22 protein-coding genes are annotated in these 23,290 nt (G+C 72.7%); 15 read left to right on the top strand and 7 right to left on the bottom strand.

The window, feature by feature from the left end:
* The first annotated feature begins 76 nt into the window (after positions 1-76).
* The 4 genes from HNR70_RS09945 to HNR70_RS09960 all read left to right on the top strand — a co-directional run bounded on the left by HNR70_RS09945 (position 77) and on the right by HNR70_RS09960 (position 2,931).
* A complete protein-coding gene (locus tag HNR70_RS09945) occupies positions 77-502 on the top strand; it encodes a Rieske (2Fe-2S) protein (RefSeq protein ID WP_184325515.1) in 426 nt (141 codons plus the stop codon).
* Positions 503-506: 4 nt separating this feature from the next.
* Positions 507-1,379, top strand: coding sequence for a tRNA (guanosine(46)-N7)-methyltransferase TrmB (gene trmB / locus HNR70_RS09950; protein ID WP_184325516.1), 873 nt, complete (start codon positions 507-509; stop codon positions 1,377-1,379).
* 34 nt (positions 1,380-1,413) lie between these two features.
* Positions 1,414-2,457: an LCP family protein gene (locus tag HNR70_RS09955; protein ID WP_184325517.1), complete on the top strand. Its 1,044-nt coding sequence runs from the start codon at positions 1,414-1,416 to the stop codon at positions 2,455-2,457.
* A gap of 123 nt (positions 2,458-2,580) precedes the next feature.
* Positions 2,581-2,931 (top strand): DUF4235 domain-containing protein, encoded by a 351-nt coding sequence (locus HNR70_RS09960; RefSeq protein WP_312857630.1) that lies wholly within the window; start codon positions 2,581-2,583, stop codon positions 2,929-2,931.
* 155 nt (positions 2,932-3,086) lie between these two features.
* On the opposite strand, the gene phoU is transcribed toward HNR70_RS09960, so the two are convergent.
* Positions 3,087-3,767, bottom strand: coding sequence for a phosphate signaling complex protein PhoU (gene phoU / locus HNR70_RS09965; protein WP_184325519.1), 681 nt, complete (start codon positions 3,765-3,767; stop codon positions 3,087-3,089).
* A 172-nt stretch (positions 3,768-3,939) separates the two neighbouring features.
* Here phoU and HNR70_RS09970 point away from each other — a divergent pair, with 172 nt between their 5' ends.
* Positions 3,940-5,187 carry a sensor histidine kinase gene (locus HNR70_RS09970; RefSeq protein WP_184325520.1) on the top strand — a complete coding sequence of 416 codons (1,248 nt, stop codon included), beginning with the start codon at positions 3,940-3,942 and terminating at the stop codon, positions 5,185-5,187.
* Between the two features lies 1 nt (position 5,188).
* Positions 5,189-5,878, top strand: a complete 690-nt coding sequence (locus tag HNR70_RS09975; RefSeq protein WP_184325521.1) for a response regulator — start codon at positions 5,189-5,191, stop codon at positions 5,876-5,878.
* Positions 5,879-6,045: 167 nt separating this feature from the next.
* On the opposite strand, the gene HNR70_RS09980 is transcribed toward HNR70_RS09975, so the two are convergent.
* Positions 6,046-6,543, bottom strand: a complete 498-nt coding sequence (locus HNR70_RS09980) for a hypothetical protein (RefSeq protein ID WP_184325522.1) — start codon at positions 6,541-6,543, stop codon at positions 6,046-6,048.
* 280 nt (positions 6,544-6,823) lie between these two features.
* Between HNR70_RS09980 and HNR70_RS09985 the strand changes: the two genes are divergently transcribed.
* Together HNR70_RS09985 and HNR70_RS09990 are read left to right on the top strand one after the other, a co-directional pair.
* Complete coding sequence (locus HNR70_RS09985) at positions 6,824-7,306, top strand: CarD family transcriptional regulator (RefSeq protein ID WP_184325523.1); 483 nt, start codon at positions 6,824-6,826, stop codon at positions 7,304-7,306.
* Positions 7,307-7,313: 7 nt separating this feature from the next.
* Positions 7,314-8,105, top strand: coding sequence for an IspD/TarI family cytidylyltransferase (locus HNR70_RS09990; RefSeq protein WP_312857631.1), 792 nt, complete (start codon positions 7,314-7,316; stop codon positions 8,103-8,105).
* 88 nt (positions 8,106-8,193) lie between these two features.
* Here the strand turns inward: HNR70_RS09990 and HNR70_RS09995 are convergent, their stop codons facing one another.
* The gene (locus tag HNR70_RS09995) at positions 8,194-8,505 is read right to left on the bottom strand and encodes a hypothetical protein (RefSeq protein WP_184325525.1); all 312 of its coding nucleotides are present in this window, start codon (positions 8,503-8,505) and stop codon (positions 8,194-8,196) included.
* A 10-nt stretch (positions 8,506-8,515) separates the two neighbouring features.
* Positions 8,516-9,271, bottom strand: a complete 756-nt coding sequence (locus tag HNR70_RS10000; protein ID WP_184325526.1) for an IspD/TarI family cytidylyltransferase — start codon at positions 9,269-9,271, stop codon at positions 8,516-8,518.
* 194 nt (positions 9,272-9,465) lie between these two features.
* On the opposite strand from HNR70_RS10000, the gene HNR70_RS10005 reads away from it, so the two are divergent.
* From HNR70_RS10005 to ilvA, 3 genes are read left to right on the top strand one after another with little or no spacing between them, the layout of a single operon-like run.
* Complete coding sequence (locus HNR70_RS10005; protein WP_184325527.1) at positions 9,466-9,768, top strand: PTS sugar transporter subunit IIB; 303 nt, start codon at positions 9,466-9,468, stop codon at positions 9,766-9,768.
* On the top strand, positions 9,765-10,271 hold the full coding sequence (ispF, locus tag HNR70_RS10010; RefSeq protein ID WP_184325528.1) for a 2-C-methyl-D-erythritol 2,4-cyclodiphosphate synthase: 507 nt from the start codon (positions 9,765-9,767) through the stop codon (positions 10,269-10,271). Before HNR70_RS10005 ends, ispF begins: the two co-directional genes overlap by 4 nt.
* A 26-nt stretch (positions 10,272-10,297) precedes the next feature.
* Entirely contained in the window at positions 10,298-11,650 is a 1,353-nt protein-coding gene (gene ilvA, locus HNR70_RS10015; RefSeq protein ID WP_184326637.1) for a threonine ammonia-lyase IlvA, read from the top strand.
* An 89-nt stretch (positions 11,651-11,739) separates the two neighbouring features.
* Here the strand turns inward: ilvA and galE are convergent, their stop codons facing one another.
* A complete protein-coding gene (galE, locus tag HNR70_RS10020; RefSeq protein ID WP_184325529.1) occupies positions 11,740-12,738 on the bottom strand; it encodes a UDP-glucose 4-epimerase GalE in 999 nt (332 codons plus the stop codon).
* 36 nt (positions 12,739-12,774) lie between these two features.
* A complete protein-coding gene (locus HNR70_RS10025) occupies positions 12,775-14,235 on the bottom strand; it encodes a GuaB1 family IMP dehydrogenase-related protein (RefSeq protein WP_184325530.1) in 1,461 nt (486 codons plus the stop codon).
* A gap of 106 nt (positions 14,236-14,341) precedes the next feature.
* Here HNR70_RS10025 and HNR70_RS10030 point away from each other — a divergent pair, with 106 nt between their 5' ends.
* Positions 14,342-16,990 (top strand): LCP family protein, encoded by a 2,649-nt coding sequence (locus tag HNR70_RS10030; protein WP_184325531.1) that lies wholly within the window; start codon positions 14,342-14,344, stop codon positions 16,988-16,990.
* Between the two features lie 122 nt (positions 16,991-17,112).
* On the opposite strand, the gene HNR70_RS10035 is transcribed toward HNR70_RS10030, so the two are convergent.
* A complete protein-coding gene (locus HNR70_RS10035) occupies positions 17,113-18,549 on the bottom strand; it encodes a mycothione reductase (protein ID WP_184325532.1) in 1,437 nt (478 codons plus the stop codon).
* A gap of 374 nt (positions 18,550-18,923) precedes the next feature.
* On the opposite strand from HNR70_RS10035, the gene HNR70_RS10040 reads away from it, so the two are divergent.
* The 3 genes from HNR70_RS10040 to HNR70_RS10050 all read left to right on the top strand — a co-directional run bounded on the left by HNR70_RS10040 (position 18,924) and on the right by HNR70_RS10050 (position 23,290).
* Entirely contained in the window at positions 18,924-19,793 is an 870-nt protein-coding gene (locus tag HNR70_RS10040; protein ID WP_184325533.1) for a C40 family peptidase, read from the top strand.
* Between the two features lie 304 nt (positions 19,794-20,097).
* Positions 20,098-22,488, top strand: coding sequence for an ATP-binding cassette domain-containing protein (locus HNR70_RS10045; RefSeq protein WP_184325534.1), 2,391 nt, complete (start codon positions 20,098-20,100; stop codon positions 22,486-22,488).
* Positions 22,475-23,290: an MBL fold metallo-hydrolase gene (locus tag HNR70_RS10050; protein ID WP_184325535.1), complete on the top strand. Its 816-nt coding sequence runs from the start codon at positions 22,475-22,477 to the stop codon at positions 23,288-23,290. The genes HNR70_RS10045 and HNR70_RS10050 overlap by 14 nt, the downstream gene beginning before the upstream one ends.

A 23,290-nucleotide genomic window follows, 5' to 3' on the forward strand; every position in this document is an offset into this window, starting at 1 on the left:
GCGGCACCCCGTCGCGGCCGTCACACCCGCCCGCGCCTGAGCGCCCCCGCTCACGGCGCTGACTATCCTGTCGTGCATGGAACGCCCCTGCCTCTCCCGCCGCCACGCCCTCCTGCTGCCCGCCACCGCGGCCGGGCTCGGCGGCCTCGCCGCGTGCGCCCCGGACGACCAGGGCTTCGGCACGGCCGAGCCGCTGCGCGCGTCGGACGGCGAGATCTCTCTGGACGAGGTGCCGGAGAACGCCTCGACCCTGGTGAACTTCGGCGGGCAGGAGCCGTTCGTGCTCCTGGTGCGCGGCAGCGGCGAGGACCTCACCGCCTACTCCGGCTACTGCACCCACAACGGCTGCGCGCTCAGCCAGGAGGGCGAGGAGCTGGACTGCCCCTGCCACGGCTCCCGCTTCGACGCGGCCACCGGCGAGGTGCTGAACGGCCCCGCCACCCGCCATCTCCCCGAGGTGCGGGTCGTCGTCGAGGACGGCGCCGTGCGCCGCAGCTCCTGAACCGGTGAGCACTCCCGAACCCCGCGCCGACTCGGCCGCCGCCCCGGACTCCTCCGTCCCGGACTCCTCCCTCCCGGACGCAGAGGCCCCGTCGGACGCCCGCGCGCCCGAGGGCCGCACCCATCGCGACGTCGTCTCCTTCGTCCGCCGCGGTGAGCGGCTGAGCCCGAGCCGGCAGAGCGCCTGGGACCGGCTCTCGGAGGACTACGCCCTGGATCCCCCGCGCGGCCACCGCGACACCCTGCCGGCTGACGAGGCGCGCCTGGACCTCGCGGAGCTGTTCGGCCGCCGCGCCGAGCTCGTCGTCGAGGTGGGCAGCGGCCTGGGCGAGAACATCGTCGCGGCCGCCACCGCCCATCCCGAGCGCGACCACCTCGGCGTGGAGGTGTACCGTCCGGGACTCGCGCAGACCCTCGCGCGCGTGGACCGCGCCGGACGGCCCGCGAACCTGCGCCTGCTGCCGCTGGACGCCCAGCGCGCCCTGCCGGCGATGCTGCCCGAGGGCTCGATCGACGAGCTGTGGGTCTACTTCGCCGATCCGTGGCCCAAGGCCCGCCACCACAAGCGCCGCATCATCAACCCGCCCTTCCTGGACGCGGTGCTGCCGCTGCTCGCCCCCGGGGCCCGGTTCCGCCTGGCCACCGACTGGGCGCAGTATGCCCACCACATGCGCCGTGAGCTGGATGCGCGGGAGGAGCTGGAGCTGCTGCACCCCGACGGTCCGCGCCCGGAGGGCACCAGCTCGGACCGCGTGCCCGAGGGCATGGCCTCCACAGGATGGGCACCGCGATTCGAGGGTCGTGTGAAGACGAGCTTCGAGAACAAGGGAATGCAGGCCGGGCGCCTAATATGGGATCTCGCCTACACCAGGGTGTGACCGCCTCGGCGGCACCGAACGAGGGGAACCCCCGATGAATCAGAGCGCCGACGTCGACCTGCCCTCCGACTGGGAGGACGGCGACGCACCGGATCCCGATCGCAAGAAGGGACGGCGCGCAGCCCTCATCGCCCTCGGCCTCGTGGCCGCGCTCGTGCTGGGAGTGGGCCTCGTGATCGGCGGGTACCTCAACTCCCTGCGCTCCTCCTACGAGAAGCGCTCGGTCGTGGAGATCACCCGCGGCGCCTCCGACGGCGAGCGCCCCGAGGACACCGCCGGGCAGAACTTCCTGCTGCTGGGCTCGGACAAGCGCTCCGAGGAGGAGGCCGCCGCCTCGGGCGTCACCGGGCAGCGCTCGGACGTGATGATGCTCGTGCACGTCGCCGGCGACGGGGAGACCGTGTACGTCACCTCCTTCCCCCGCGACCTGTACGTCGAGATCCCCGGGCACGGCCGGGACCGGATCAACGCCGCCCTCGCCTTCGGCGGGCTGAGCCTGGCGGTGACCACCGTGGAGAACTACACCGGGGTGCCCATCGACCACGTGGCGCTCATCGACTTCGAGGGCATCCAGGGGCTCGTGGACACCCTCGGCGGCATCGACGTCCAGGTCCCGATGACCTTCGAGGCCGACGGGGTCCAGTTCACCGAGGGCACCCAGTCCATGGACGGCGCCGAGGCGCTGACCTTCGTGCGCCAGCGAAAGCAGTTCGCCGACGGCGACTTCCAGCGCAACCGCAACCAGCAGGCCGTGCTCAAGGGCATCGCCGACAAGCTCATCAGCGCCGACACCCTCAGCGATCCCGGCAAGCTCGCCGACACGGTCGACTCGATCTCCCCGTACCTCACCACCGACGACGGCCTGACCGCCTCGTCCATGGTGCAGCTGGGCCTGTCCCTGCGCTCGATCCGCAGCGGCGACCTGTACTTCCTCTCGGTGCCCCACGGCGGCCCCACCACCACCAGCGGCGGGGCGAGCGTCGTGGCCACCGACGAGGAGGCGATGGACGTGCTGCGGGAGGCCCTGCGCACGGACGACATGGGAACCTATTACGCTCAGTACGCCGGGGCATACTGAGCCGCTGCGCAGCGATCCGCTGAACGCTGACCCGCTGCGCACCGGTCAGCTGACCGCCCCACCCGCATCGGCGCACCGCCGACCGTCGACCGACGCCTGGAGGAAACCGTGGCCAATCCGCTCGTGAGCATCATCGTCCCCGTGGCCGGGATCGTCGCGGCCCAGATCGGCAGCAAGGCCGCAGAGGCCGGCTGGGGGGCCGTCTTCGGCGAGGACGCCCCCACCGTGAAGACCCAGAAGGCCGCCCAGAAGGACGTCGCCGCGCGCCGCAAGCAGCTCAAGAAGGACGGCGCCTCGAAGGCCGAGATCGCCGCGGTCAAGGACCCCGAGGACGACCAGCCGCTGTGGAAGCTCCTGCTGTGGGCGACGATCTCCGGCGTGATCCTGCAGGGCCTGCGGGTCGCCGCCCGCCGCGGCGCGAAGGCCGGGGCCGAGCGCCTCACCACCCGTCGGCCGCGACCGAACCGCGGCTGAGGCCGCCCGGGCCTGCCGACCACGCAGTTCCCGACCACGCAGTTCCCGACCATGCAGAAGGGCGCCCCGCGATCGCGGGGCGCCCTTCTCGTCAGCCGGGTCTCGTCAGCCGGGTCTCGTCAGCCAGGGCCGTCAGGTCCCGGTGCCGGGCCGGCTCAGAACTCCGGGACGTCCACGCCCTCGGCCAGGGTGTCGATCGAGTCGCCGGTGACCAGGAAGCCGACGCGACGCACGAGCGAGACGGCGTGGTCGCCGATGCGCTCGTAGAAGCGGATCAGGAGGGTCAGGTCGATGACCTGACCGGCGGTGTAGCTGCCCTCCTCGGCGGCCGAGATCTGGCGGGAGATCTCGAGCATGAGATGGTCGAGCTCGTCGTCGTCCTTCTCCACCTGGGCGGCGAGGGCCAGGTCGCGCTCGGCGATGACCTGGGAGGCGCCCTTCAGCGACGCCAGGCCCAGCTCGGACATGCGACGGATCTGCTCGCGATGCTGCTCGGGCACGGCGGTGTCCGGGTGTGCGCGGCGCGCGATCAGCGCGATGTGCGCGGAGAGGTCGCCCATGCGCTCGAGCGAGGAGCTCATGCGCAGGGCCGCGACCAGCAGTCGCAGGTCGGTGGCCACCGGGGACTGGCGCGCCAGCAGCTCGACGGCCTTGGCGTCGAGCTCGACCTGGCGGGAATCGAGATGGGGGTCGGCGGTGATCACTCGCTCGGCGAGGGCGAGATCGCCCTCGAGCAGGGCGGTGGTCGCGTCGCCGAGGGCCGTCTCGACCAGCTCGGCCATGTCCAGCAGGTCGTCGACGATGTGCCGCAGATCGCTCTGGTAGGCCTCGCGCATGGTGATGCTCCTCTGTCGTGTGGGACTTCCGCGGCGATCCTGGCAATGCCGGGTGAACATCTCTCGCCGCTGGGTGAACTCGAAGCGTAGTCCCTGTGAACTCCTGGACTCCAATGTCCACGCGGAGTGCCGCCGGTGGGTCCTCCGCGCGGGCGGGGCCTAGGCTGTACCGGTGCCCCTGTCTGTACTGCTCCTGCTCGCCGCGGCGATCGGCCTCGTGATCGGCGTCGCGGCGACCTCCGCGATGCGCCGCTCGGACCGTCGTCGGCAGGCGGCGCCGGCGGTGCGGGACGAGGTCGTGCCGGAGCCCGCCGCGGAGGTGCTGGCGATCCTCTCCTCCGCCTACGTGGTGCTGGACGCGGCCGGGGACGTGCTGCGCGCCTCGCCGCTGGCCTACTCCTTCGGGATCGTGCGCGCCGCCGAGGGCGACTACCCGCGCCTGGCCAGTACCGAGCTCATGGAGCTCGCGGCCGACGTGGGCCGCAACGGCGGCTTCCGCGACGAGCGGATGACCGTGCGCCGCTCCAGCCAGGGCGACTCCGACGCCGTGATCGACGTGCGCATCGGTGCGCTCGGGGAGCACGGCGTGCTGCTGCTGGCCGACGACCTCACCCGCGCGGTGCGCGTGGAGGAGACTCGGCGCGATTTCGTGGCGAACGTGTCCCACGAGCTGAAGACCCCCGTCGGCGCGATCACGCTGCTGGCCGAGACGATGGAGGACGCCGCCGAGGACCCGGACGCGGTGCGCCGCTTCGCCGAGCGCATGCAGACCGAGACCCGGCGCCTGTCCCACCTGGTCCAGGAGATCATCGAGCTCTCCCGCGTGCAGGGCGGCTCCGCGCTGACCGATGCGGAGCCGGTCGAGATCGACGACGTCGTCGAGGAGGCCGTGGCGCTGAACCGCAACTTCGCCCTCGGCTCCAAGATCGACGTGACCGTCGGCGGCACCCAGGGCCTGCGGGTCTTCGGCTCCTCCTCGATGCTCACCACCGCCCTGTCCAACCTGATCTCCAACGCGATCACCTACTCCGACGCCCGCACGAAGGTCGGCATCGCCGTGCGACGCGACGGCGGGATGGTCGAGATCTCCGTGAAGGACCAGGGCATCGGGATCTCGAAGGAGAACCTGGAGCGCGTCTTCGAGCGCTTCTTCCGGGTGGACCGCGCGCGCTCCCGCACCACCGGCGGCTCCGGTCTGGGGCTGGCCATCGTCAAGCACATCGCCACCGACCACGGCGGCGAGGTGACCGCCTGGTCGATGCCCGGCCAGGGCTCGACCTTCACCCTCCGCCTGCCGGAGATGGGCCGCACGGAGACCATCACCGTCGGCTCCCGCACCCTCGAGGTCTCCGCGAACCCCCATGCCGCGCAGACCCCGGAGACCCGGTCCACGGACCGCACCCCAGGAAAGGGACATTGAGATGACGCGCATCCTGATCGTCGAGGACGAGGAGTCGTTCTCGGACCCGCTGTCCTACACGCTGCGCAAGGAGGGCTACGAGGTCGCCGTCGCCGACAACGGCACCGACGGCCTGCGCATCTTCTCCGCCCACGGCGCGGACCTGGTGCTGCTGGACCTGATGCTCCCGGGCATGAGCGGCACCGAGGTGTGCCGCGAGATCCGCCGCACCTCCTCGGTGCCGGTCATCATGCTCACCGCGAAGGACGACGAGTTCGACAAAGTCCTCGGCCTCGAGCTCGGCGCGGACGACTACGTCACCAAGCCCTACTCCTCCCGCGAGCTGCTGGCCCGCATCAAGGCCGTGCTGCGCCGCGGCCAGGACTCGGCGGAGTCGGAGGAGGACACCACCCTCACCGCCGGCGGGATCATGATGGACGTCGAGCGCCATGTCGTGCAGGTGCACGGCGAGGACGTCGCCCTGCCGCTGAAGGAGTTCGAGCTGCTGGAGATGCTGCTGCGCAACGTCGACCGCGTCCTCACCCGCGGGCAGCTCATCGACCGGGTGTGGGGTGCGAACTACGTGGGCGACACCAAGACCCTCGACGTCCATGTCAAGCGCCTGCGCGCCAAGATCGAGGACGACCCGAAGAACCCGGTGCACCTGGTCACGGTGCGGGGCCTCGGGTACAAGTTCGAGTCCGGGGCCTGAACCCCCCGGGGGCCGGGCGGGCCCACGGGCAGGCTCAGCAGCTTCCCCGTTCCGGCCCAGCACCTCCCCACGCACGCAGAACGCCCCGCAGCCTGGCTGCGGGGCGTTCTGCGTGCGTGCGGTCCGGGATGTCCGTCGTCGGCCGACGGGATCCGGCGGGGCCGGGATCAGCCGGCGGTGGAGGGCTCGGCGTAGTGGGCGAGGCTGGTCTCGAGCGTGGGCAGCGAGATCGTGGTGCTCTGGCCGCCCGCGGAGACCGTGAGGTCGAGGATCGAGCCCGGGAGCACGTCGTCCAGACCGGAGACGGCGACCGCCTCCTGCCCCTCGCCGGGACCGATCCGGACGGTGCTGTTGGCGGGGACCTGCACGCTCTGGGAGAAGAGGGTGGCGCCGTCGTAGGTGCCCTCGAGGTCCACGGTGATGTCCGCGGCGGAGTAGTTGACGACCGAGGCGGAGAGGATCGGGTCACTGCCCTCCTCCATCACGACCACGGCGTTGCGGACGCCCGCGTAGAAGTCGCCGTTTTGCTCGATGTTCGCGTTGGTGCCATCGCCCGCCTGGTAGAAGTCGTGCGTCTGCACGGGGCTGAAGTAGGCGCAACCGGTGGCGGACAGGGCGAGGCCCAGGGCGGCGACGGAGAGCACGAGACGGCGGGGACGGCGCACGAGGGACTCCTTACGGGTGCCGCACAGCGGCAGGGGACGTTCAGGGACAGCTCTGACAGGTTACCCCACGTGGGGGCGGTGTCGGGGCCAGGACCGCCAGGGCGCGCGGCACCTCTCGCAGCGCACCTCCCGAGCCCTGCCCGGAGAACACCAGAAGAGCGGCAGGCGACCTCCCCGACACCTTCCGGACACCTTCCCGACAGAGGATCTGGGCAGGTCGGCGCGCATTTTACCACGACCCCCCGGTGATATGATGGCACGCGGAAAGGGGACCCACCACATGAACTTCGCTGTCGGCGAGACCGTCGTCTACCCGCACCACGGTGCCGCGCTCATCGAGGAGGTCAAGACCCGCACCATCAAGGGCGAGGACCGCACCTACCTCAAGCTCAAGGTCGCCCAGGGCGATCTGACCATCGAGGTCCCCGCGGACAACGTAGACCTCGTCGGCGTCCGTGACGTCGTGGACAAGGAGGGCCTGGACGAGGTCTTCGAGGTCCTGCGCCAGCCCTTCACCGAGGAGCCGACGAACTGGTCCCGCCGCTACAAGGCGAACGTCGAGAAGCTGGCCTCGGGCAACGTCAAGAAGGTCGCCGAGGTCGTGCGCGACCTGTGGCGCCGCGACCAGGACCGCGGCCTGTCCGCGGGCGAGAAGCGGATGCTGGCCAAGGCGCGCCAGATCCTCGTCTCCGAGCTCGCGCTCGCGGAGAAGACCGACGAGGCCGATGCGGAGACGATCCTCGACGAGGTCCTCGCGTCCTGAGCCTCCGGTGACGCCCGCTCCTCCCCTGCCCGATCCCGCCCGCGCGGCGACGGGCCCTGCCGTGGACCCCGCCCGGGTCCGGCCGGTCGTCCTCGCGCTCGCCCCTCCCGCGCCGGGCATCTCGCGGGGCACGGCCACCCCGTGCCTCGAGCTGCTCGGCGGGTCCCGCCTGATCGAGCGCCTGCTGGGCACCCTCGACTCCCTGGGTCTCCCCTCCCCCGTGGTCATCGCGCGCGAGGACGCCGTCCCGGCGCTGCGCGACGTGCTCGCGCCCGGCACGACCGTGCTCGGTGTCAACGACCGCGGATCCGCGGGCGGGCGGCGCGAGGCGCTGCGCCTGGCACTCGACGCCTGCGAGGAGGAGCTGCTGCTCGTCCACGACGCCGAGCGGGCGCTCGCCCCGGCCTCCGTGATCGCCGAGGTGCTCGGCGGTCTGGACGCGCAGAGCGACGCGGTGGTCCCCGCCGTCGCGATGACCGATTCGGTCAAGGAGGTACGTCCCGACGGGCTGCGCAACGTGGACCGCTCCACGCTCGCCGGCCTGCAGAGCCCGCGGCTCTTCCGACGCGCCATCCTCACCCGTACGCTCGCCACGGCCGCGGACGATGACCCGGGGACGCACCCCGCCCCCTTCGACGAGGTCCTCGCCGCGCTCGACCACGGGGCCCGGATCCGCACCGTGCACGGCTCGCACGCCGGCTTCGCGGTCCGGGACCGGCTCACCCTGTGGCAGGCGCAGATCTCGCTGGGCCTGGCCCGCGACACCTCCCACCGGCAGGGCCTCGCCCGCCGCTCCTGAGCGCGAGGGCCTCGTGAGCCCTCTCGCGGGGCAGCGCTCCGCGGTCGCGCGCGCTCAGCCGTCGAGCACGCTCAGCCGTCGGCAGCGCTCAGCCGTCGCGGCGGCTGCGCCAGACGGTGCGGAACTCGTCCGCCATGCGCAGGGGCTTGGACAGGGTGCGCTCGGGCAGGCTCGCGGCGAGCTCGCCGGGGTCGCGGCGCAGGCGCCGCAGCAGCCGGCGCGGCTTGGAGGAGATCCGCTGGCGCAGATCGGGCAGGTAGTCCTCGGACACGTCCAGGCGGGTGACCGCCCCGCAGCCGTTGCATCGGATCTGGGAGACGAAGCGCCCGGCGTAGACCACCACGTGCTCCGACTCCTGCTCGCACGCGGTGCAGCGCAGGAAGCTCTCCTCGACGCTCATCGGCTCCTCCTCACGGGGACCTCAAGCCTAGTGCGCTGACCACGTCCTGGGCCAGGAGCAGGTCCTGGGCGTAGGTGATCTTGAAGTTGGTCTCCTCGCCGCGCACCCAGGTGACCGGGATGTCGGTGTACTCCTCGGCGCAGGAGGCGGTGTCGGTGCCGACGAAGCCGTCCCGGGCCGCGGCCTCGTAGGCGTCCAGGATCGTCGCGGCGTGGAAGCCCTGCGGGGTCTGCACCCGCACCAGCGCCTCGGTGCGCAGGTCGCCGCCGCGCGCGAGGGTGTCCCCCTCCCCCACCGGGGCGATGTCCGCCGCGGGGATGCCCGGCACTGCGCCGCCGGTCTCCCGGGCGGCATGCAGCACCGCGGAGACCAGGCCGTGGGAGACCAGCGGTCGGGCCGCGTCGTGGATCAGCACGGTGTCCACGGCGCCGGAGTCGATGCGGTCGGCGAGGTGGCGCAGGGCCGCGAGCTCGGACTCCTGGCGGGTCTCCCCGCCCGGGATGATCTCCAGCGGCCGGTCCGTCTCCCGCGCGGCCACGAAGCGGGCGTGCTCGAGGTCCTCGGGGCGGACCACGAAGACCAGGATCCCGATCCCCTCGACGGCGGCGAGGGTGTTCAGCCCCCAGGCGGCGATGCTCCGTCCCGCCAGGGACAGGAACGCCTTGTTGATCCCCGCCCCGACCCGGGTGCCGGAGCCTCCGGCGAGCACGACGCCGGCCGCGCGGCCTTGCAGGCGCGAGGAGCGGGAGCGGCGGAGCTGGTTCACGCGGGCAATCGTAGACGGAACGCCGATGGGAGCGGTGGCTCGACGCCGACGGGACCTCGAGGGGACACCGCCGACGGGACCTCCGCGTGGCTCGGCCCGGGCGCACGTGACAGAATCGTCGGTCCCGGGCACTGCCCGGCGTCGACGCCGGGATCCGCCCGTCGCGACTCATCTCCCACTTCCCAGGAGTCCGAATGCTCACCATCGCCATCGTGTGCGGGGCAGGGCTCGCCACCTCCGCGCTGATCGCGGAGCAGGTGCGTGAGCACGTCGCCTCCCGCGGCCGTCGGGTCTCGGTCGTGCAGGCCACCGTCATGGATCTGCTCTCCTCCGACTTCCACGCCGACCTGGTGGTGACCACCGTCGATCTTCCCGACGCCCTCGGCATCCCGCGGGTCTCCGGGATGCCGCTGCTGCTGGGCACGAACCCGCAGGTCACCTACGACGACATCGACCGTCTCCTGGCCCGCATCGACCCGCAGGGCGGCGCGCGGTGACCGGCCCCGTCCCCCGCGTGGGGATCGGGGTGGACGTGCACGCCGCCGCCGCGGAGGGCGCGGACCGCGAGCTGTGGGTCGCCGGGCTGCGCTGGGAGGGCGAGCGGGGCCTGGTCGGCCACTCCGATGCGGACGTCGCCTGCCATGCCGCCTGCGATGCGCTGTTCTCCGCTGCGGGCATCGGCGATCTCGGCACCCACTTCGGCACCGACCGGCCCGAATGGGCGGGGGCCTCCGGTGCCCGTCTGCTCGGCGAGGCGGCGCGCCTGGTGCGCGAGGCCGGCTTCGAGATCGGCAACGTGTCCGTGCAGGTGATCGGGAACTGGCCGCGTCTGTCACGGCGCCGCGAGGAGGCCTGCGCGGCGATGAGCGAGGCGGCGGGCGCACCGGTCGCCGTCTCGGGGACCACCACGGACGCCCTGGGCCTGACCGGCCGCGGCGAGGGCCTGGCCGCCATGGCGACCGCCCTCGTGCTGCCGCGCCCCGAGCAGCAGGAGGCATGAGCATGACCCCGAGCCCCACCACGGGCATGACCACGAGCACCACCACGGGCAGCATCCCCGCCGTCTCCGACGCCCTGCCGGTGCACGCCCCGGACGTCGAGGCCGCCGCCGAGCGCCTCGCCTCCGTGGTGCGCCGCACCCCGCTGGAGTTCAGCGAGCGGCTCAGCGAGCTGGCCGGCGCGCCGGTGTGGCTGAAGCGCGAGGACCTCCAGCCCGTGCGCTCATACAAGCTGCGCGGCGCCCACCTGTTCCTGGACTCCCTGGACGACGCGTCCCGCGAGGCAGGGGTCGTCGCCGCGAGCGCCGGCAACCACGCCCAGGGCGTCGCCCGGGCCTGCCGGGACCTCGGGGTGCACGGCAGGATCTACGTCCCCGGCACCACCCCGCGTCAGAAGCGCGAGCGGATCACCGCGATCGGCGGGGACCTCGTGGAGCTGGTCCTCATCGGCGACACCTTCGACGACGCGGCGGAGGCCGCGGCCGACGACGCCGAGCGCACCGGCGCCACCCAGGTCCCCCCGTTCGACCACCCCACGATCATGGCGGGGCAGGGAACGGTCGCGCTGGAGGCGGCCGATCAGCTGCGCACCGAGCACGGCCGGGAGCTGGGCACCATGGTCCTGCCCGTCGGCGGCGGCGGTCTGCTGGGCGGCTGCGGGGCGTGGCTGCGCGAGCGCAGCCCCTCCACCCGCATCGTCGGCGTCGAGCCCGCCGGGGCAGTGTCCATGGCGGCCGCGGTGCGCGCCGGCCGTCCGGTCACCCTGCACGAGTTGGACCGCTTCGTGGACGGCGCCGCGGTGCGCCGGGTCGGCGCCGGCCCGTTGCGGATGGTGCAGGCGATCAACCCCGACCTCGTGGCGGTCGACGAGGGCGCGGTGTGCACCCAGATGCTCGAGCTGTACCAGGTGGAGGGGATCATCGCCGAGCCTGCGGGCGCACTGGCCGCGACCGCGGTGGCGACCGGCGTGATCGAGCACCTGGGGCGCACGGGCGCGGAGGGCCGTGAGCGCGGCGCCGCCCAGGACGAGACCGGGGACCTGGTGGTCGTCGTCTCCGGCGGCAACAACGACGTCTCCCGCTACACCGAGGTCGTCGAGCGCTCCCTGGTCCACGAGGGGCTGAAGCACTACTTCCTGGTGACCTTCCCGCAGGAGCCCGGCGCGCTGCGCCGCTTCCTGGACCGGGTGCTCGGGCCGGACGACGACATCGTCCTGTTCGACTACATCAAGCGCAACAACCGCGAGGAGGGCCCGGCGCTGGTCGGCCTCGAGATCGGCCGACGCGAGGACCTCGAGCCGCTCATGGCGCGCATGGCCGCCTCGAACATGGAGATCGAGCGGATCGACCCGCACGACCCGATCTACCGCTACCTCACCTGACCCCGCGCGACGAAGCCCCCGTCGGGCGCCGTCACGGGGACGGCGGCCGACGGGGGCTTCGTCGTGGGGCCTGGAGGTGGGCTCCGGGATCAGGCCTCGGGGTAGGCCTCGACGTCCGGGGTGATCGCGGTGTCGCGCGCCTCGACGGCGGAGCGGACGATGTCGTCCAGGCCGTGCTCGGCCTTCCAGCCCAGGGTCTGGGAGATGCGGTCGGCGGAGCAGATGAGGCGCGCCGGGTCACCGGCGCGGCGCTCCCCGATCTCGGGGGTGATCTCGATGCCCTTGGCGCGGGCGATCGCCTCGATCACCTCGAGCACGCTCGAGCCCTCGCCGGTGCCGACGTTGAAGGCGCGGTGCGGGCGCTCCTCGCCGCGCAGGTAGTCCAGTGCCGCGATGTGGGCGTGGGCGAGGTCGAGCACGTGCACGTAGTCGCGGATGCAGGTGCCGTCGGGGGTGTCGTAGTCGTCGCCGAACACGATCGGCGCCTTCCCCTGCGCGAGGCGGTCCAGCACGATCGGCACGAGGTTCATCACCGCCGTGTCGGCGAGCTCGGGCCATCCGGCGCCGGCGACGTTGAAGTAGCGCAGGGCCACGGTGCGCATGTCATGGGCGCGCTCGGCGTCGGCCAGCATCCACTCGCCCACGTACTTGGTCGCGCCGTAGGGGTTGATGGGCTGCGGGGTGAGGTCCTCGGTCACGAGGTCCACGTCCGGGACGCCGTAGACGGCGGCGGAGGAGGAGAAGACCACGTCGCGCACCTGGGCGCTCGCGCAGGCGGAGAGGACGTTGGCGAGGCCGGCGATGTTGTCGTGCCAGTACAGCTCGGGCTTCGCCACGGACTCGCCGACCTGCTTGTGGGCGGCGAAGTGGATGACCGAGTCCGCACCGGAGGCGCGCAGGTGGAAGGCGAGCTTCTCGCGCGCATCGGGCAGGGTGACGTCGAGCTCGATGAGCTCTGCCCCCTCCGTGCGGCTGCGCAGGCCCGTGGAGAGGTCGTCGACGACGACCACCTCCTTGCCCTGCTCGAGGAGGAGTCGCACCACGTGCGATCCGATGTACCCGGCACCACCGATCACGAGAGTCGTCATGGTCGGAAGCCTACCGGTCGGGATCGGTCGGCCCGCTCAGCTCCAGGAGCTGGAGAGCGGGCGGCCCTCGGCGTAGCCGGCCGCGCCCTGCAGGCCGATCACGGCGCGCTCGCGGAAGTCCTCGGTGCTGTCGGCGCCGGCGTAGGTGTAGGAGGAGCGCACCCCGGCGGTGATCTCGTCCAGCAGGTCCTCGACCCCGCCCTTGCCCTCGGCGAGGTACATGCGCGAGGTGGAGATGCCCTCCTCGAACAGGGCCTTGCGGGCGCGGGCGAAGGCGTCCTCGTGGGCGGTGCGGTGGGAGACTGCGCGCTTGGAGGCCATGCCGAAGGACTCCTTGTAGCGGCGGCCGCTCTCGTCGGTGCGCATCTGTCCGGGGGACTCGTAGGTGCCGGCGAACCAGGAGCCGATCATGACGTTCGACGCTCCCGCGGCGAGCGCGAGGGCCACGTCGCGGGGGTGGCGCACCCCGCCGTCGGCCCACACGTGCCCGCCGAGGCGCCGCGCCTCGGCAGCGCACTCGAGGACGGCGGAGAACTGGGGACGGCCCACGCCCGTCATCATGCGGGTCGTGCACATCGCGCCCGGGCCAACGCCGACCTTGACGATGTCGGCGCCGGCCTCGATGAGCTCGCGGGTGCCCTCGGCGGTGACGATGTTCCCGGCGACCAGGCGCACCGGGGTCGACTCCCGCGGGCCGAGCACCTCGCGGGCGGCGTGCAGGGCGTCGAGCATCTTGTCCTGGTGGCCGTGGGCCGTGTCCAGCACGATCGTGTCCACGCCGACGGCGAGCAGGTCCTGCACGCGCTGGGTGACGTCGGCGTTGACCCCGACGGCGACGGCGATGCGCAGGCGGCCCTCGGCGTCGGACGCGGGACGGTAGATGGTCGAGCGCAGCACGCCGGTCGCGGTGAGGACGCCGCGCAGGGCGCCGTCCGCGTCCACGACGATCGCGGCGTCGTGATGGGTAGCGGCGATGCGGGCGTGCAGACGCGCGGGCTCAACCTCGAGGTCCGCCGGGGCGAGGACCGGCACGTCGGTGCTCAGCACCTCGCCGACCTGGGCGAAGGAGTCGCGGCCGGTGATCTCCTCGGCGGAGATCGTGCCGAGCGGGCGGCGCTGCTCGTCGACCACGACGACGATCCCGTGGGGGCGCTTGGGCAGCAGGTCCGCGGCCTGGCCGAGGGTGCCGGACGGGGTGAGGGTCAGGGGGTGGTCGACGAGCAGGTCCCGCTCCTTGACCGAGCGGACGATCGAGTCGATCCGCTCGGGGGCGAGGTCCTGGGGCAGCACGGCGAGGCCGCCGCGGCGGGCCATGACCTCGGCCATGCGCCGGCCGGTCACCGCGGTCATGTTCGCGGCGATCAGCGGGATCGTGGTGCCGGTGCCGTCATCGCTGCTGAGGTCCACGTCGAACCGGGAGGTGATCGCCGACCGTCCGGGAAGGAAGAAGCAGTCGTTGTAGGTGAGGTCGGTCGACGAGGTGTGGATCATGCGCATGGCCCCAGGATACGTACCGACCGGTCCCGGGAGGGGTGCGGGCCTGCACGATGTCCTCACAGACGACTGCCGGACGTGACCGGCCGGTCAACCTAGTATGGGGCGCATGACGGACCCTTTCTCGGCCCCGCGCCGCAGTCGCCGTCGGTCCGGGCGGCACAGGCAGCAACCGGTCCGGCGCACCCAGTCCACGCCGCTCCCCCCGGAGCAGGCGCGCCGCAACCGCGATGCGGCCTTCGGATCGGAGAACCCGCGGCGCGCGTGGATCGGCAGCCCCTCCGTCTCCGCGGCCTCCCCGGCCGACGAGACGGCCGACGAGACGGTCGACGCCGCTGACACTGCTGACACCGCGCCTGGCACTGCTGACATCGCGCCGACCCGCGACGCGCTCCATGACGTCCCCGCCCCGGCGCCTTCGCACCGGGGCTCCGCGGCGGGTTCCGCCGACGACCCGGCACAGGGTGCGGCGCAGGGCGCCGCTCCGTCGGCCGACGAGGCCCGGCCGGTGCGCCGACCGCGCGGGCGTCGCGCCGCGTTCCCGATCGAGGACCTCCCCGCCTCGCCCGCCGAGGCCGACGGCCCGGGCTCCGCGTCCGACGCCGGCGTGCACGACGCCTGGGCAGCCGACGCCGCCGCTCCGGCCGGTGACCCCGCCGAGGCTCCGCTCTCCCCGCGCGACGAGCCGGTCCCGGCGACGCCGCGCGCCGCCGCCCCCGCCGGGTCCGGGCCTCGCATCGTGCCCGGCCGCCCCCGCTCGGCCGCGTCGGCACCGACTGCCCCCGCACTGTCCGCCTCTGCGCAGAGCAATTCCGCTCAGTCCGCCTCTGCCCAGAGCTCCGCTGCCTCGGCGGCGGAAAGTGCTTCCACGTCCTCCTCCGCGGCTGCTGCACCGGCTGGCCCGGCCGCCGTGGGCGCGGCCGCCGGCGCCGCGTCGCAGTCCGGCGGCGAGCCCCGCTCGGATGGCGACTCCGCAGGGCCCCGCAGCGGCGCCGTCGCTGCCGGCGGCACCGGCCGCAACGGAACCGGCGCCGGTAAGAACGACGGCCGCGGTGGGAACGCTGACGGTGGATTCGGTGGCGGTGGGAACAGCGGCGACGGTGGGAAAAGCGGCGACGGTGGCGACGGTTCGGTCGACCGGCGCGATGACTCTGCCGCCGACGACTCCGGTTCGCTGGCCAAGGTCGCCGGATGGACCGTGCTGACCTCCGCCCTCCCCGGCTCTGGTCTGCTGACCACCCCGTTGCGGAAGCTCGGCGCGGCCATGCTCGCGCTGCTGCTCGTCGTCGTGCTGGTCGTCGCCGCCGTCGTGCTGTTCGGCGATCCGCTGCGCACCGCGGCGACGCTCGGCACCCGTCGCGGCGTGCTCATCGCCGCCCTGGTGGTCACGGTCGTGGTGGGCCTGGTGTGGGCGGCGCAGATCGTGCTGGCGAACCTCGCCCAGGGGGCGAAGCAGCGCCTCGAGGGCTCCAAGTGCTACGTCGCCCTCGCCCTCGCCGCTCTGATGGTGATCCTGGTGGCCGTGCCCTTCGGCCGTGGCGTGCAGTCACTGTGGGCGCTGCAGGGCCTGATGGGCTCCGAGTCCGTCTTCGGCGGCGACCGCAACAGCCAGTTCGCCTCCGGCGAGGATCCCTGGGCGGACACCGAGCGCCTGAACATCATGCTGCTGGGCCAGGACGCCGGCGCCGACCGCACCGGTACCCGTCCCGACACCATCATGGTCGCCTCGATCGACACCGCCACGGGCAGGACCGCCCTGTTCTCCATCCCCCGCAACCTTGAGCACGTGCGCTTCCCCGAGGGCACGGTCGCCGCGGAGGAGTTCCCCGACGGGTTCCGCTACTACGGACGCAACCAGGACCTCATCAATGCCGTGTGGGCCTGGGCGGAGGAGAATCCCGACCTCTTCCCCGGCGACCCGGAGCCGGGCCTGACCGCGACGCGCTGGGCCGTGGAGGAGACCCTGGGCCTGAAGACCGACTACTACGCGATGGTCAACCTGCAGGGCTTCGAGGACATGGTCGACGCGATCGGCGGCGTGGACCTCGTCGTCGAGCGGCGCATCCCGATCGGCGGCGGCGCCAGCAAGGTCGAGGGCTACATCGAGCCCGGCGAGCAGACGCTCGACGGCTTCCACGCCCTGTGGTACGCCCGCTCCCGCGAGGGCTCCAACGACTTCAACCGCATGTGCCGCCAGCAGCGCATCGTGCGCGCCGTCGCGGAGGAGGCCGACCCCACGACCCTCGCCCTGTCCGTCCCTCGCCTGGTGACGGCCACCGAGAACAACATCGAGACGGACATCCCCGTGAACAACGTGGACGCCTTCGTGGACCTGGCCCTGCGGATCAAGGACGGCGGCTTCACCTCGTACCCGATCACGCAGGACGTCACCTTCTCCGGGAATCCCGACTGGGACTACCTCAAGGAGTGGACGCAGGCCTCGATCGAGGATTCCATGGCCCAGGGGGAGCCCGAGTCGGTGCGCGGCGAGACCGAGCCCGGCTCGACCGAGCCCGCCGAGACCGGTGCCCCGCCGGAGGAGGACACGGCCTCCAGCGAGGCCGCGACCACCGAGGAGGCGACCACCTCTCCGACCCCGTCGGCGACCCCGACCGAGGAGTCCACCTCCGCGACCCCGACCGAGGAGTCGTCCACGAGCGGCACCGCCACCCCGTCGGAGACCGCCACCGAGGAGCCGGTCATCGACCAGGACCCGTTGAAGTCCTGCCTGCCGGGCGCCGACCAGACCGGGCAGTGACCCGCCCGCGAGGCTGAGCCACCCCGTCGGGACCACGCAGCAGCAGGCCGGTCCGAGGACATTCCTCGGACCGGCCTCCTCGTCGTCGGGGTGCGCGGGATGCGCGATGCTGGCCTGCGCGCTCAGTCGACGAGCTGCAGCAGCGCGTTCTCGATCAGCTCGGGCATCGCCGGGTGGATCCAGTACTGGGTCCGGGCGATGTCGCGGGCGGTCTGTCCGGTGCTCATCGCCTGGATGAGCTGCTGGATCAGGGTGGTGGCCTCCGGGCCGATGAGGTGGGCGCCGAGGATCTCGGTGGTCTGCGCGTCCACGATGATCTTCGCGAAGCCGGTCGTGTCCTCGAGCGCCCAGCCGTAGGCGATCGACGCGTACTCCTGCACGGCCACGCGGATCTCTCGCCCGTCGGCGCGGGCAGTCTCCTCGTCGGCCCCCACCCATGCGACCTGCGGATGGGTGAACACGCCGCTGGGGACCGGCATGGTGTCCGAGCGCCGCAGCTGCTCGGGGTGCAGCACGTTGTGGCGCACGATGCGCTGCTCGTGGTTGGCGACGTGCTTGAGCTGGTGGGGGCTGGAGAGGTCGCCGAAGGCCCACACGCCCTCGAGCACCTTCCCGCCGGCGAGGACGCGCTGATAGGGGTCCACCTCGACGCGGCCGTGCGCGGCGGTGTCGATCCCGGCGGCGGCGACGTCGAGCAGGTCGCTGTTGGGTCGGCGGCCGACGGCGACCAGCAGCTCCTCCGCCTCGATCTCCACCTCCTGCCCGTCCCGGGTCCCGCGCAACCGCACGCCGCCCGCGGTGCGCTCCACCGAGGTGGTGGTCAGAGCCGTCTCCAGGCGCAGACGCTCCCCGAGCACCTCGGTGAGGCGCGCGGAGACGTCCGCGTCGGCGGCGCGCAGCACCCGCGAGGAGCGGGCGATGAGGGTGACCTCCACACCGAGGGACGCGAAGATGTGCGCCATCTCGACGGCGACCACGCCGGAGCCGAGGATCGCGAGCGAGGCGGGCAGCTGGTCGATCCGCATGATGGTGTCGGAGGTGTGGGGCTCGGCCTCGGCGAGGCCCGGGATCTCCGGCAGCACCGGCCGGGAGCCGGCGCCGAGGACGATGGTGTCCGCGGTGATCGTCTGCTCGGTGCCGTCGTTGCCGGTGACGTGCAGGGTGTGCGCGTCCAGGAAGCGGGCGGTGCCGCGCACGAGGGTCAGGTTGGCGTTGTCCTCGTGGTCGCGCCGGTACTCCTCGCCGCCGGCGGTGATGGGGTCGATGCGCCCGAAGATGCGGTCGCGGATCGCGGGCCAGTCCACGTGGCGCAGCTCCTCGGTGAGCCCGAAGGCGGCGGCCTCGGCCGGGGTGCGGGCGAGGTCGGCGGTGTGGACGAACATCTTGGTGGGGATGCAGCCGAGGTTCAGGCAGGTCCCGCCGAACACCCGGTCGGGACCGACACCGCGGTCGATCTGGACGATGGAGCGGCCCTCGAACTCCGGTCCGGGGAAGGAGTTGGCCGAGCCCGAGCCGATCAGGGCGATGTCGTAGTGGGTCGAGACAGTCGAGTCGTTCACCGCTCCAGGCTAGTCCGCGCCCGGCCGGGACGATGTGGCGCCGCTCATCCATGGACCCTCAAGTCACACCACGTCCCGGTCACCGGGAGCTGGGATGGGCAAAGCCTCGTTCAAACCCCGTGGTCGTCCGCTTCAAGTCCCTGGGCCCGCCCCGGGACCGGCTCCTACGGTGGATGCCACGTCCACCGCCCAGCAGCGCATCGCAAGCCTCCGCCGAGGCCGGGCCTCGTCCTCGAGGCGCGGAGCCCGGGCACCGGACCGGTTCCCCCGTGGGAGCCGACCACGACGTCCCCCAGGGAGCGTCGATCCCGAGGGACGCACCGACCTGCACGACTCCCGCCTCACTCCCGAGGCCGTTAGGAACGCACCGCACCATGGCACAGCACAACTCCCACCGCGCGGCCGGCCGCGCCGTCACCCCCGTCACCCACGCCCGTCGCGCCGCGACCGGTGTGGGGGGCGCCGCCGTCCTCGGCTCCGTCCTGCTCGGCACCGCCTTCACCGGTGGCGCCGCGAACGCGGACGACACCCACCTGCTGCAAGAGTCCTCGACCTCCTCCAGCGCCTCCGCCCCGGCCGAGGTCTCGGCCCCCGGCAGCACCTCCCTCCCGGCCGCGACCGGCCTGTCGACCCAGAAGCTGCGCCAGGGCGACTCCGGCTCCGCCGTCGAGCAGCTGCAGTCCGCGCTCAACGACCGCGGCGCGAACCTGCCCGTCACCGGCTTCTTCGGCTCCATGACCGATGCCGCCGTCGAGTCCTTCCAGGCCTCCAACGGCCTCCAGGTCGACGGCGTCGTGGGCGCCGAGACCCGCGGCGCGCTCGAGGCGGGCACCGGCTCCGCCGCCGGCTCGTCCTCCGCGACCTCCGCCCCCGCCGGCGGCGCCTCCGTGCCGACCTCCTCGAGCTCGGTCTCCGGCAACGCCATCGTCGATACGGCCCGCTCCGCCATCGGCACCCCCTACTCCTGGGGCGGCTCGACCCTGTCCGGCATGGACTGCTCGGGCCTGGTGAACTTCGCCTACGCCGCCGCGGGCATCGACGTGCCGCGCACCTCCGGCCAGATCGCCGCCGCCGGCAAGAGCATCTCGCAGTCCGAGGCCCAGCCGGGCGACGTCGTGGTGTGGCCCGGCCACGTCGCGATCTACGCCGGCAACGGCCAGATCATCGACGCCTCCGGCTCCAAGCAGCAGGTCGTCGAGCGCTCCATCTGGGGCAACCCGACCGGCTTCGTCACCTTCCGCTGAGCCACCTTCCGCGGAGTCTCCGCCCGCTGAGCCGCCGTCGGCGGAGTCTCCGCGACCTGAGCCGCCGTCGGCCGGTTCAGCACCCGAGGCCCGGTCCCCGCATCGCGCGGGGGCCGGGCCTCGCCCGCATCCCCGTCGGCCGCGCACCCCAGTCGGCCGCGCTCCCCCGTCGGCCCTCCCGTCGGCCGCACGTCCCCGTCGACCCTCCCCCGTCGGCCGCACCCCGGCGAGGTGGCAGGATTGCCCCCGGCATCCCGCGCGCCGCACCCCGGCCGCTCCGCCCCGTCCGAGCCGAGGAGACCCCATGGACGACGCCCTGCACCCGGCCGATGCGCACGACGTGATCCGTGTGCGCGGCGCCCGGGAGAACAACCTGCGCGACCTCTCGCTGGACCTGCCCAAGCGCCGCCTGACCGTGTTCACCGGCGTGTCCGGCTCGGGCAAGAGCTCCCTCGTGTTCGGCACGATCGCCGCCGAGTCGCAGCGGATGATCAACGAGACCTACAGCTCCTTCGTGCAGGGCTTCATGCCGCAGCTCGCCCGGCCGGACGTGGACGAGCTCGAGGGGCTGACCACGGCGATCATCGTGGACCAGGAGCGGATGGGCGCGAACGTCCGCTCCACCGTCGGCACCGTCACCGATGCGAACGCCTACCTGCGCACCCTGTTCTCCAAGCTCGCCTCGCCGCACGTGGGAGGGCCCGGCGCGTACTCGTTCAACGTCCCCTCGGTCACCGCCTCCGGCGCGATGACCGTGCAGAAGGGCGCGAAGACCATCGCCGAGAAGGCGACCTACTCGCGCGTGGGCGGCATGTGCCCGCGCTGCGAGGGGATGGGCGAGGTCTCCGACGTGGACCTCGCCGAGCTGTACGACGAGGACAAGACCCTGGACGAGGGGCCGTTCACCATCCCGAACTACGTCCCCGGCGGCTGGTACGTGAAGATCTTCGCGCGCTCCGGCTTCTTCCCCGCCGACAAGCCGATCAGGTCGTTCACGAAGCGGCAGATGCACGACTTCCTGTACAAGGAGCCCACCAAGATCACCATCGACGGGATGAACATGACCTATGAGGGTCTGATCCCGAAGATCCAGAAGTCGATGCTGACCAAGGACCGCGACTCCATGCAGCCCCATGTGCGGGCCTTCGTGGACCGGGCGGTCAGGTTCATCACCTGCCCCGAGTGCGAGGGCACGCGCCTGGCCGAGCACGCCCGCACCTCCACGATCGACGGGGTCTCGATCGCCGAGGCGACCTCGTGGCAGATCACGGAGCTGGCCGAGTGGGTGGAGGGCCTGCGCGCGCAGCACACCTCCGCCTCCGTCGCGCCGCTGCTGGCGAACCTCTCCGCGCTGCTCGGCGCGTTCGTGCGCATCGGGCTCGGGTACCTGTCCCTGGACCGCCCCTCGGGCACCCTCTCCGGCGGAGAGTCCCAGCGCACCCGCATGATCCGCCACCTCGGCTCGGCCCTGACGGACGTCACCTACGTCTTCGACGAGCCGACGATCGGGCTGCACCCCCACGACATCGCGAGCATGAATCAGCTGCTGCTGTCGCTGCGGAACAAGGGCAACACCGTGCTGGTCGTCGAGCACAAGCCCGAGACCATCGCGATCGCCGATCACGTGGTCGACCTCGGCCCCCGCGCCGGCACCCACGGCGGCGAGCTGCAGTACGAGGGCGACCTCGCCGGGCTGCGCGCCTCCGACACCCTCACCGGCCGCCACCTCGACGCCCGGGTGACGCTGAAGGAGCAGGTGCGCGAGCGGACCGGAGCGCTCGAGATCCGCGGCGCGGACACCCACAACCTCCAGGACGTGGACGTGGACGTGCCCCTCGGGGTGCTCACGGTGGTCACGGGCGTGGCGGGCTCGGGCAAGAGCTCCCTGGTCCACGGCGCCCTGCCCGCCACCAGCGACGAGATCGTGGTGGTGGACCAGAGCGCGATCGGCGGCTCCCGCCGTTCCAACCCCGCCACCTACACCGGGCTGCTCGACCCGATCCGCAAGGCCTTCGCCAAGGCCAACGGAGTCAAGCCCGCCCTGTTCTCCAACAACTCCGAGGGCGCCTGCCCGGTATGCAAGGGCGCGGGCGTGATCTACACGGAGCTGGGGTTCGTGGAGACCGTCTCCACCCCGTGCGAGGAGTGCGAGGGCCGCCGCTTCCAGGCCGCCGTGCTCGAGCACACCCTCGGCGAGGGCGAGGACGCCCGCAGCATCGCCGACGTGCTCGAGATGTCCGTGGAAGAGGCCCGCGCCTTCTTCTCCTCCCCCGCTGCGAAGGTCCCCTCCGCCGCGAAGCTGCTGGGCCACATGGAGGACGTGGGCCTGGGCTATCTCACCATCGGCCAGCCGCTGACCACCCTGTCCGGGGGCGAGCGGCAGCGCCTGAAGCTCGCCATGCACCTGGGGGATAAGGGCGGGATCGTGGTCCTGGACGAGCCGACCACGGGCCTGCACCTCGCGGACGTGGACCAGCTGCTGGAGCTGCTGGACCACCTGGTGGACTCGGGCAAGTCGGTGATCGTCATCGAGCATCACCAGGCCGTGATAGCCCATGCCGACTGGATCCTCGACCTCGGTCCGGGCGCGGGGGCCGACGGGGGCCGGGTCGTCTTCGAGGGGACGCCCGCGCAGCTCGTCGCCGATGCCTCGACGCTGACCGGGCAGCACCTGAGGGATTATGTCGGCGCCTGAGGCAGGAGGGGCCGGCACCCTGCGGATCCATCATCTCGACTGCGGCACCCTGCGCACCCCGGTCGGGGTGATGGTCTGCCATGTGCTGCTGGTCGAGGTCGACGACCGCCTGGTGCTGGTCGACACCGGGTTCGGGCTCGCGGACGTCGCCTCCCCGCGCCGTCTCGGCCCGGTGCGCCACGTGCTCTTCCCCGACCTGGACCCGGCACGGACCGCCGTGGGACGGATCCGTGCACTCGGGCTGGACCCGTCGGCCGTCAGCGACATCGTGCTGACCCACGGGGACCTCGACCATGCCGGCGGGATCCCCGACCTGCCCCGCGCCCGGGTCCACATGCTGCGCGCCGAGGCCGACGCGATCGGGGCCCGGCGCGGACTGCTGTCCGTGCAGCGCTACCGTCCCGGCCACTGGAGCCACCACCCGCACCTGGTCCTGCACTCCCCGGGCAGCACGACCTGGAAGGGACTCGCGGGCGCGGTCCCGCTGGACGAGGTCGCGCCGGGGATGCTGATGGTGCCGCTGCCCGGGCACACCCCCGGTCATGCCGGGGTGGTCCTCCCCCTCGCCGACGGCCGCAGCCTGCTGCACATCGGGGACGCCGCCCTCGACGCCGAGACGCTGCGCACGGGGAGGGTCCGCCCCGATGTGCGGCTGCGCCAGCACGTCATCGCCGACGACCCCGCGACCATGCGCCGCACCCAGCGTCTGCTCGCCCCGCTCGCGCGGGATCCCGAGGTGCTCCTGGTCAACTCGCACGACCGCGGGCTGTTCGAGGCGGCGCGGGCGCGGGACGTACGCTGA

The sequence above is a fragment of the Brachybacterium aquaticum genome, from assembly GCF_014204755.1.
Taxonomy (GTDB): domain Bacteria; phylum Actinomycetota; class Actinomycetes; order Actinomycetales; family Dermabacteraceae; genus Brachybacterium; species Brachybacterium aquaticum.

What these genes read in the sequence shown, in the direction of transcription:
- ilvA (WP_184326637.1), top strand. Translation starts at nt 10,298, where the DNA reads ATGACCACGAGCACCACCACGGGCAGCATCCCCGCCGTCTCCGACGCC.
- HNR70_RS10030 (WP_184325531.1), top strand. Translation starts at nt 14,342, where the DNA reads ATGACGGACCCTTTCTCGGCCCCGCGCCGCAGTCGCCGTCGGTCCGGG.
- HNR70_RS10040 (WP_184325533.1), top strand. Translation starts at nt 18,924, where the DNA reads ATGGCACAGCACAACTCCCACCGCGCGGCCGGCCGCGCCGTCACCCCC.
- galE (WP_184325529.1), bottom strand. Translation starts at nt 12,738, where the DNA reads ATGACGACTCTCGTGATCGGTGGTGCCGGGTACATCGGATCGCACGTG.
- HNR70_RS10005 (WP_184325527.1), top strand. Translation starts at nt 9,466, where the DNA reads ATGCTCACCATCGCCATCGTGTGCGGGGCAGGGCTCGCCACCTCCGCG.
- HNR70_RS10025 (WP_184325530.1), bottom strand. Translation starts at nt 14,235, where the DNA reads ATGCGCATGATCCACACCTCGTCGACCGACCTCACCTACAACGACTGC.
- HNR70_RS09995 (WP_184325525.1), bottom strand. Translation starts at nt 8,505, where the DNA reads ATGAGCGTCGAGGAGAGCTTCCTGCGCTGCACCGCGTGCGAGCAGGAG.
- HNR70_RS10050 (WP_184325535.1), top strand. Translation starts at nt 22,475, where the DNA reads ATGTCGGCGCCTGAGGCAGGAGGGGCCGGCACCCTGCGGATCCATCAT.
- HNR70_RS09975 (WP_184325521.1), top strand. Translation starts at nt 5,189, where the DNA reads ATGACGCGCATCCTGATCGTCGAGGACGAGGAGTCGTTCTCGGACCCG.
- HNR70_RS09945 (WP_184325515.1), top strand. Translation starts at nt 77, where the DNA reads ATGGAACGCCCCTGCCTCTCCCGCCGCCACGCCCTCCTGCTGCCCGCC.
- phoU (WP_184325519.1), bottom strand. Translation starts at nt 3,767, where the DNA reads ATGCGCGAGGCCTACCAGAGCGATCTGCGGCACATCGTCGACGACCTG.
- HNR70_RS09985 (WP_184325523.1), top strand. Translation starts at nt 6,824, where the DNA reads ATGAACTTCGCTGTCGGCGAGACCGTCGTCTACCCGCACCACGGTGCC.
- HNR70_RS09955 (WP_184325517.1), top strand. Translation starts at nt 1,414, where the DNA reads ATGAATCAGAGCGCCGACGTCGACCTGCCCTCCGACTGGGAGGACGGC.
- HNR70_RS10045 (WP_184325534.1), top strand. Translation starts at nt 20,098, where the DNA reads ATGGACGACGCCCTGCACCCGGCCGATGCGCACGACGTGATCCGTGTG.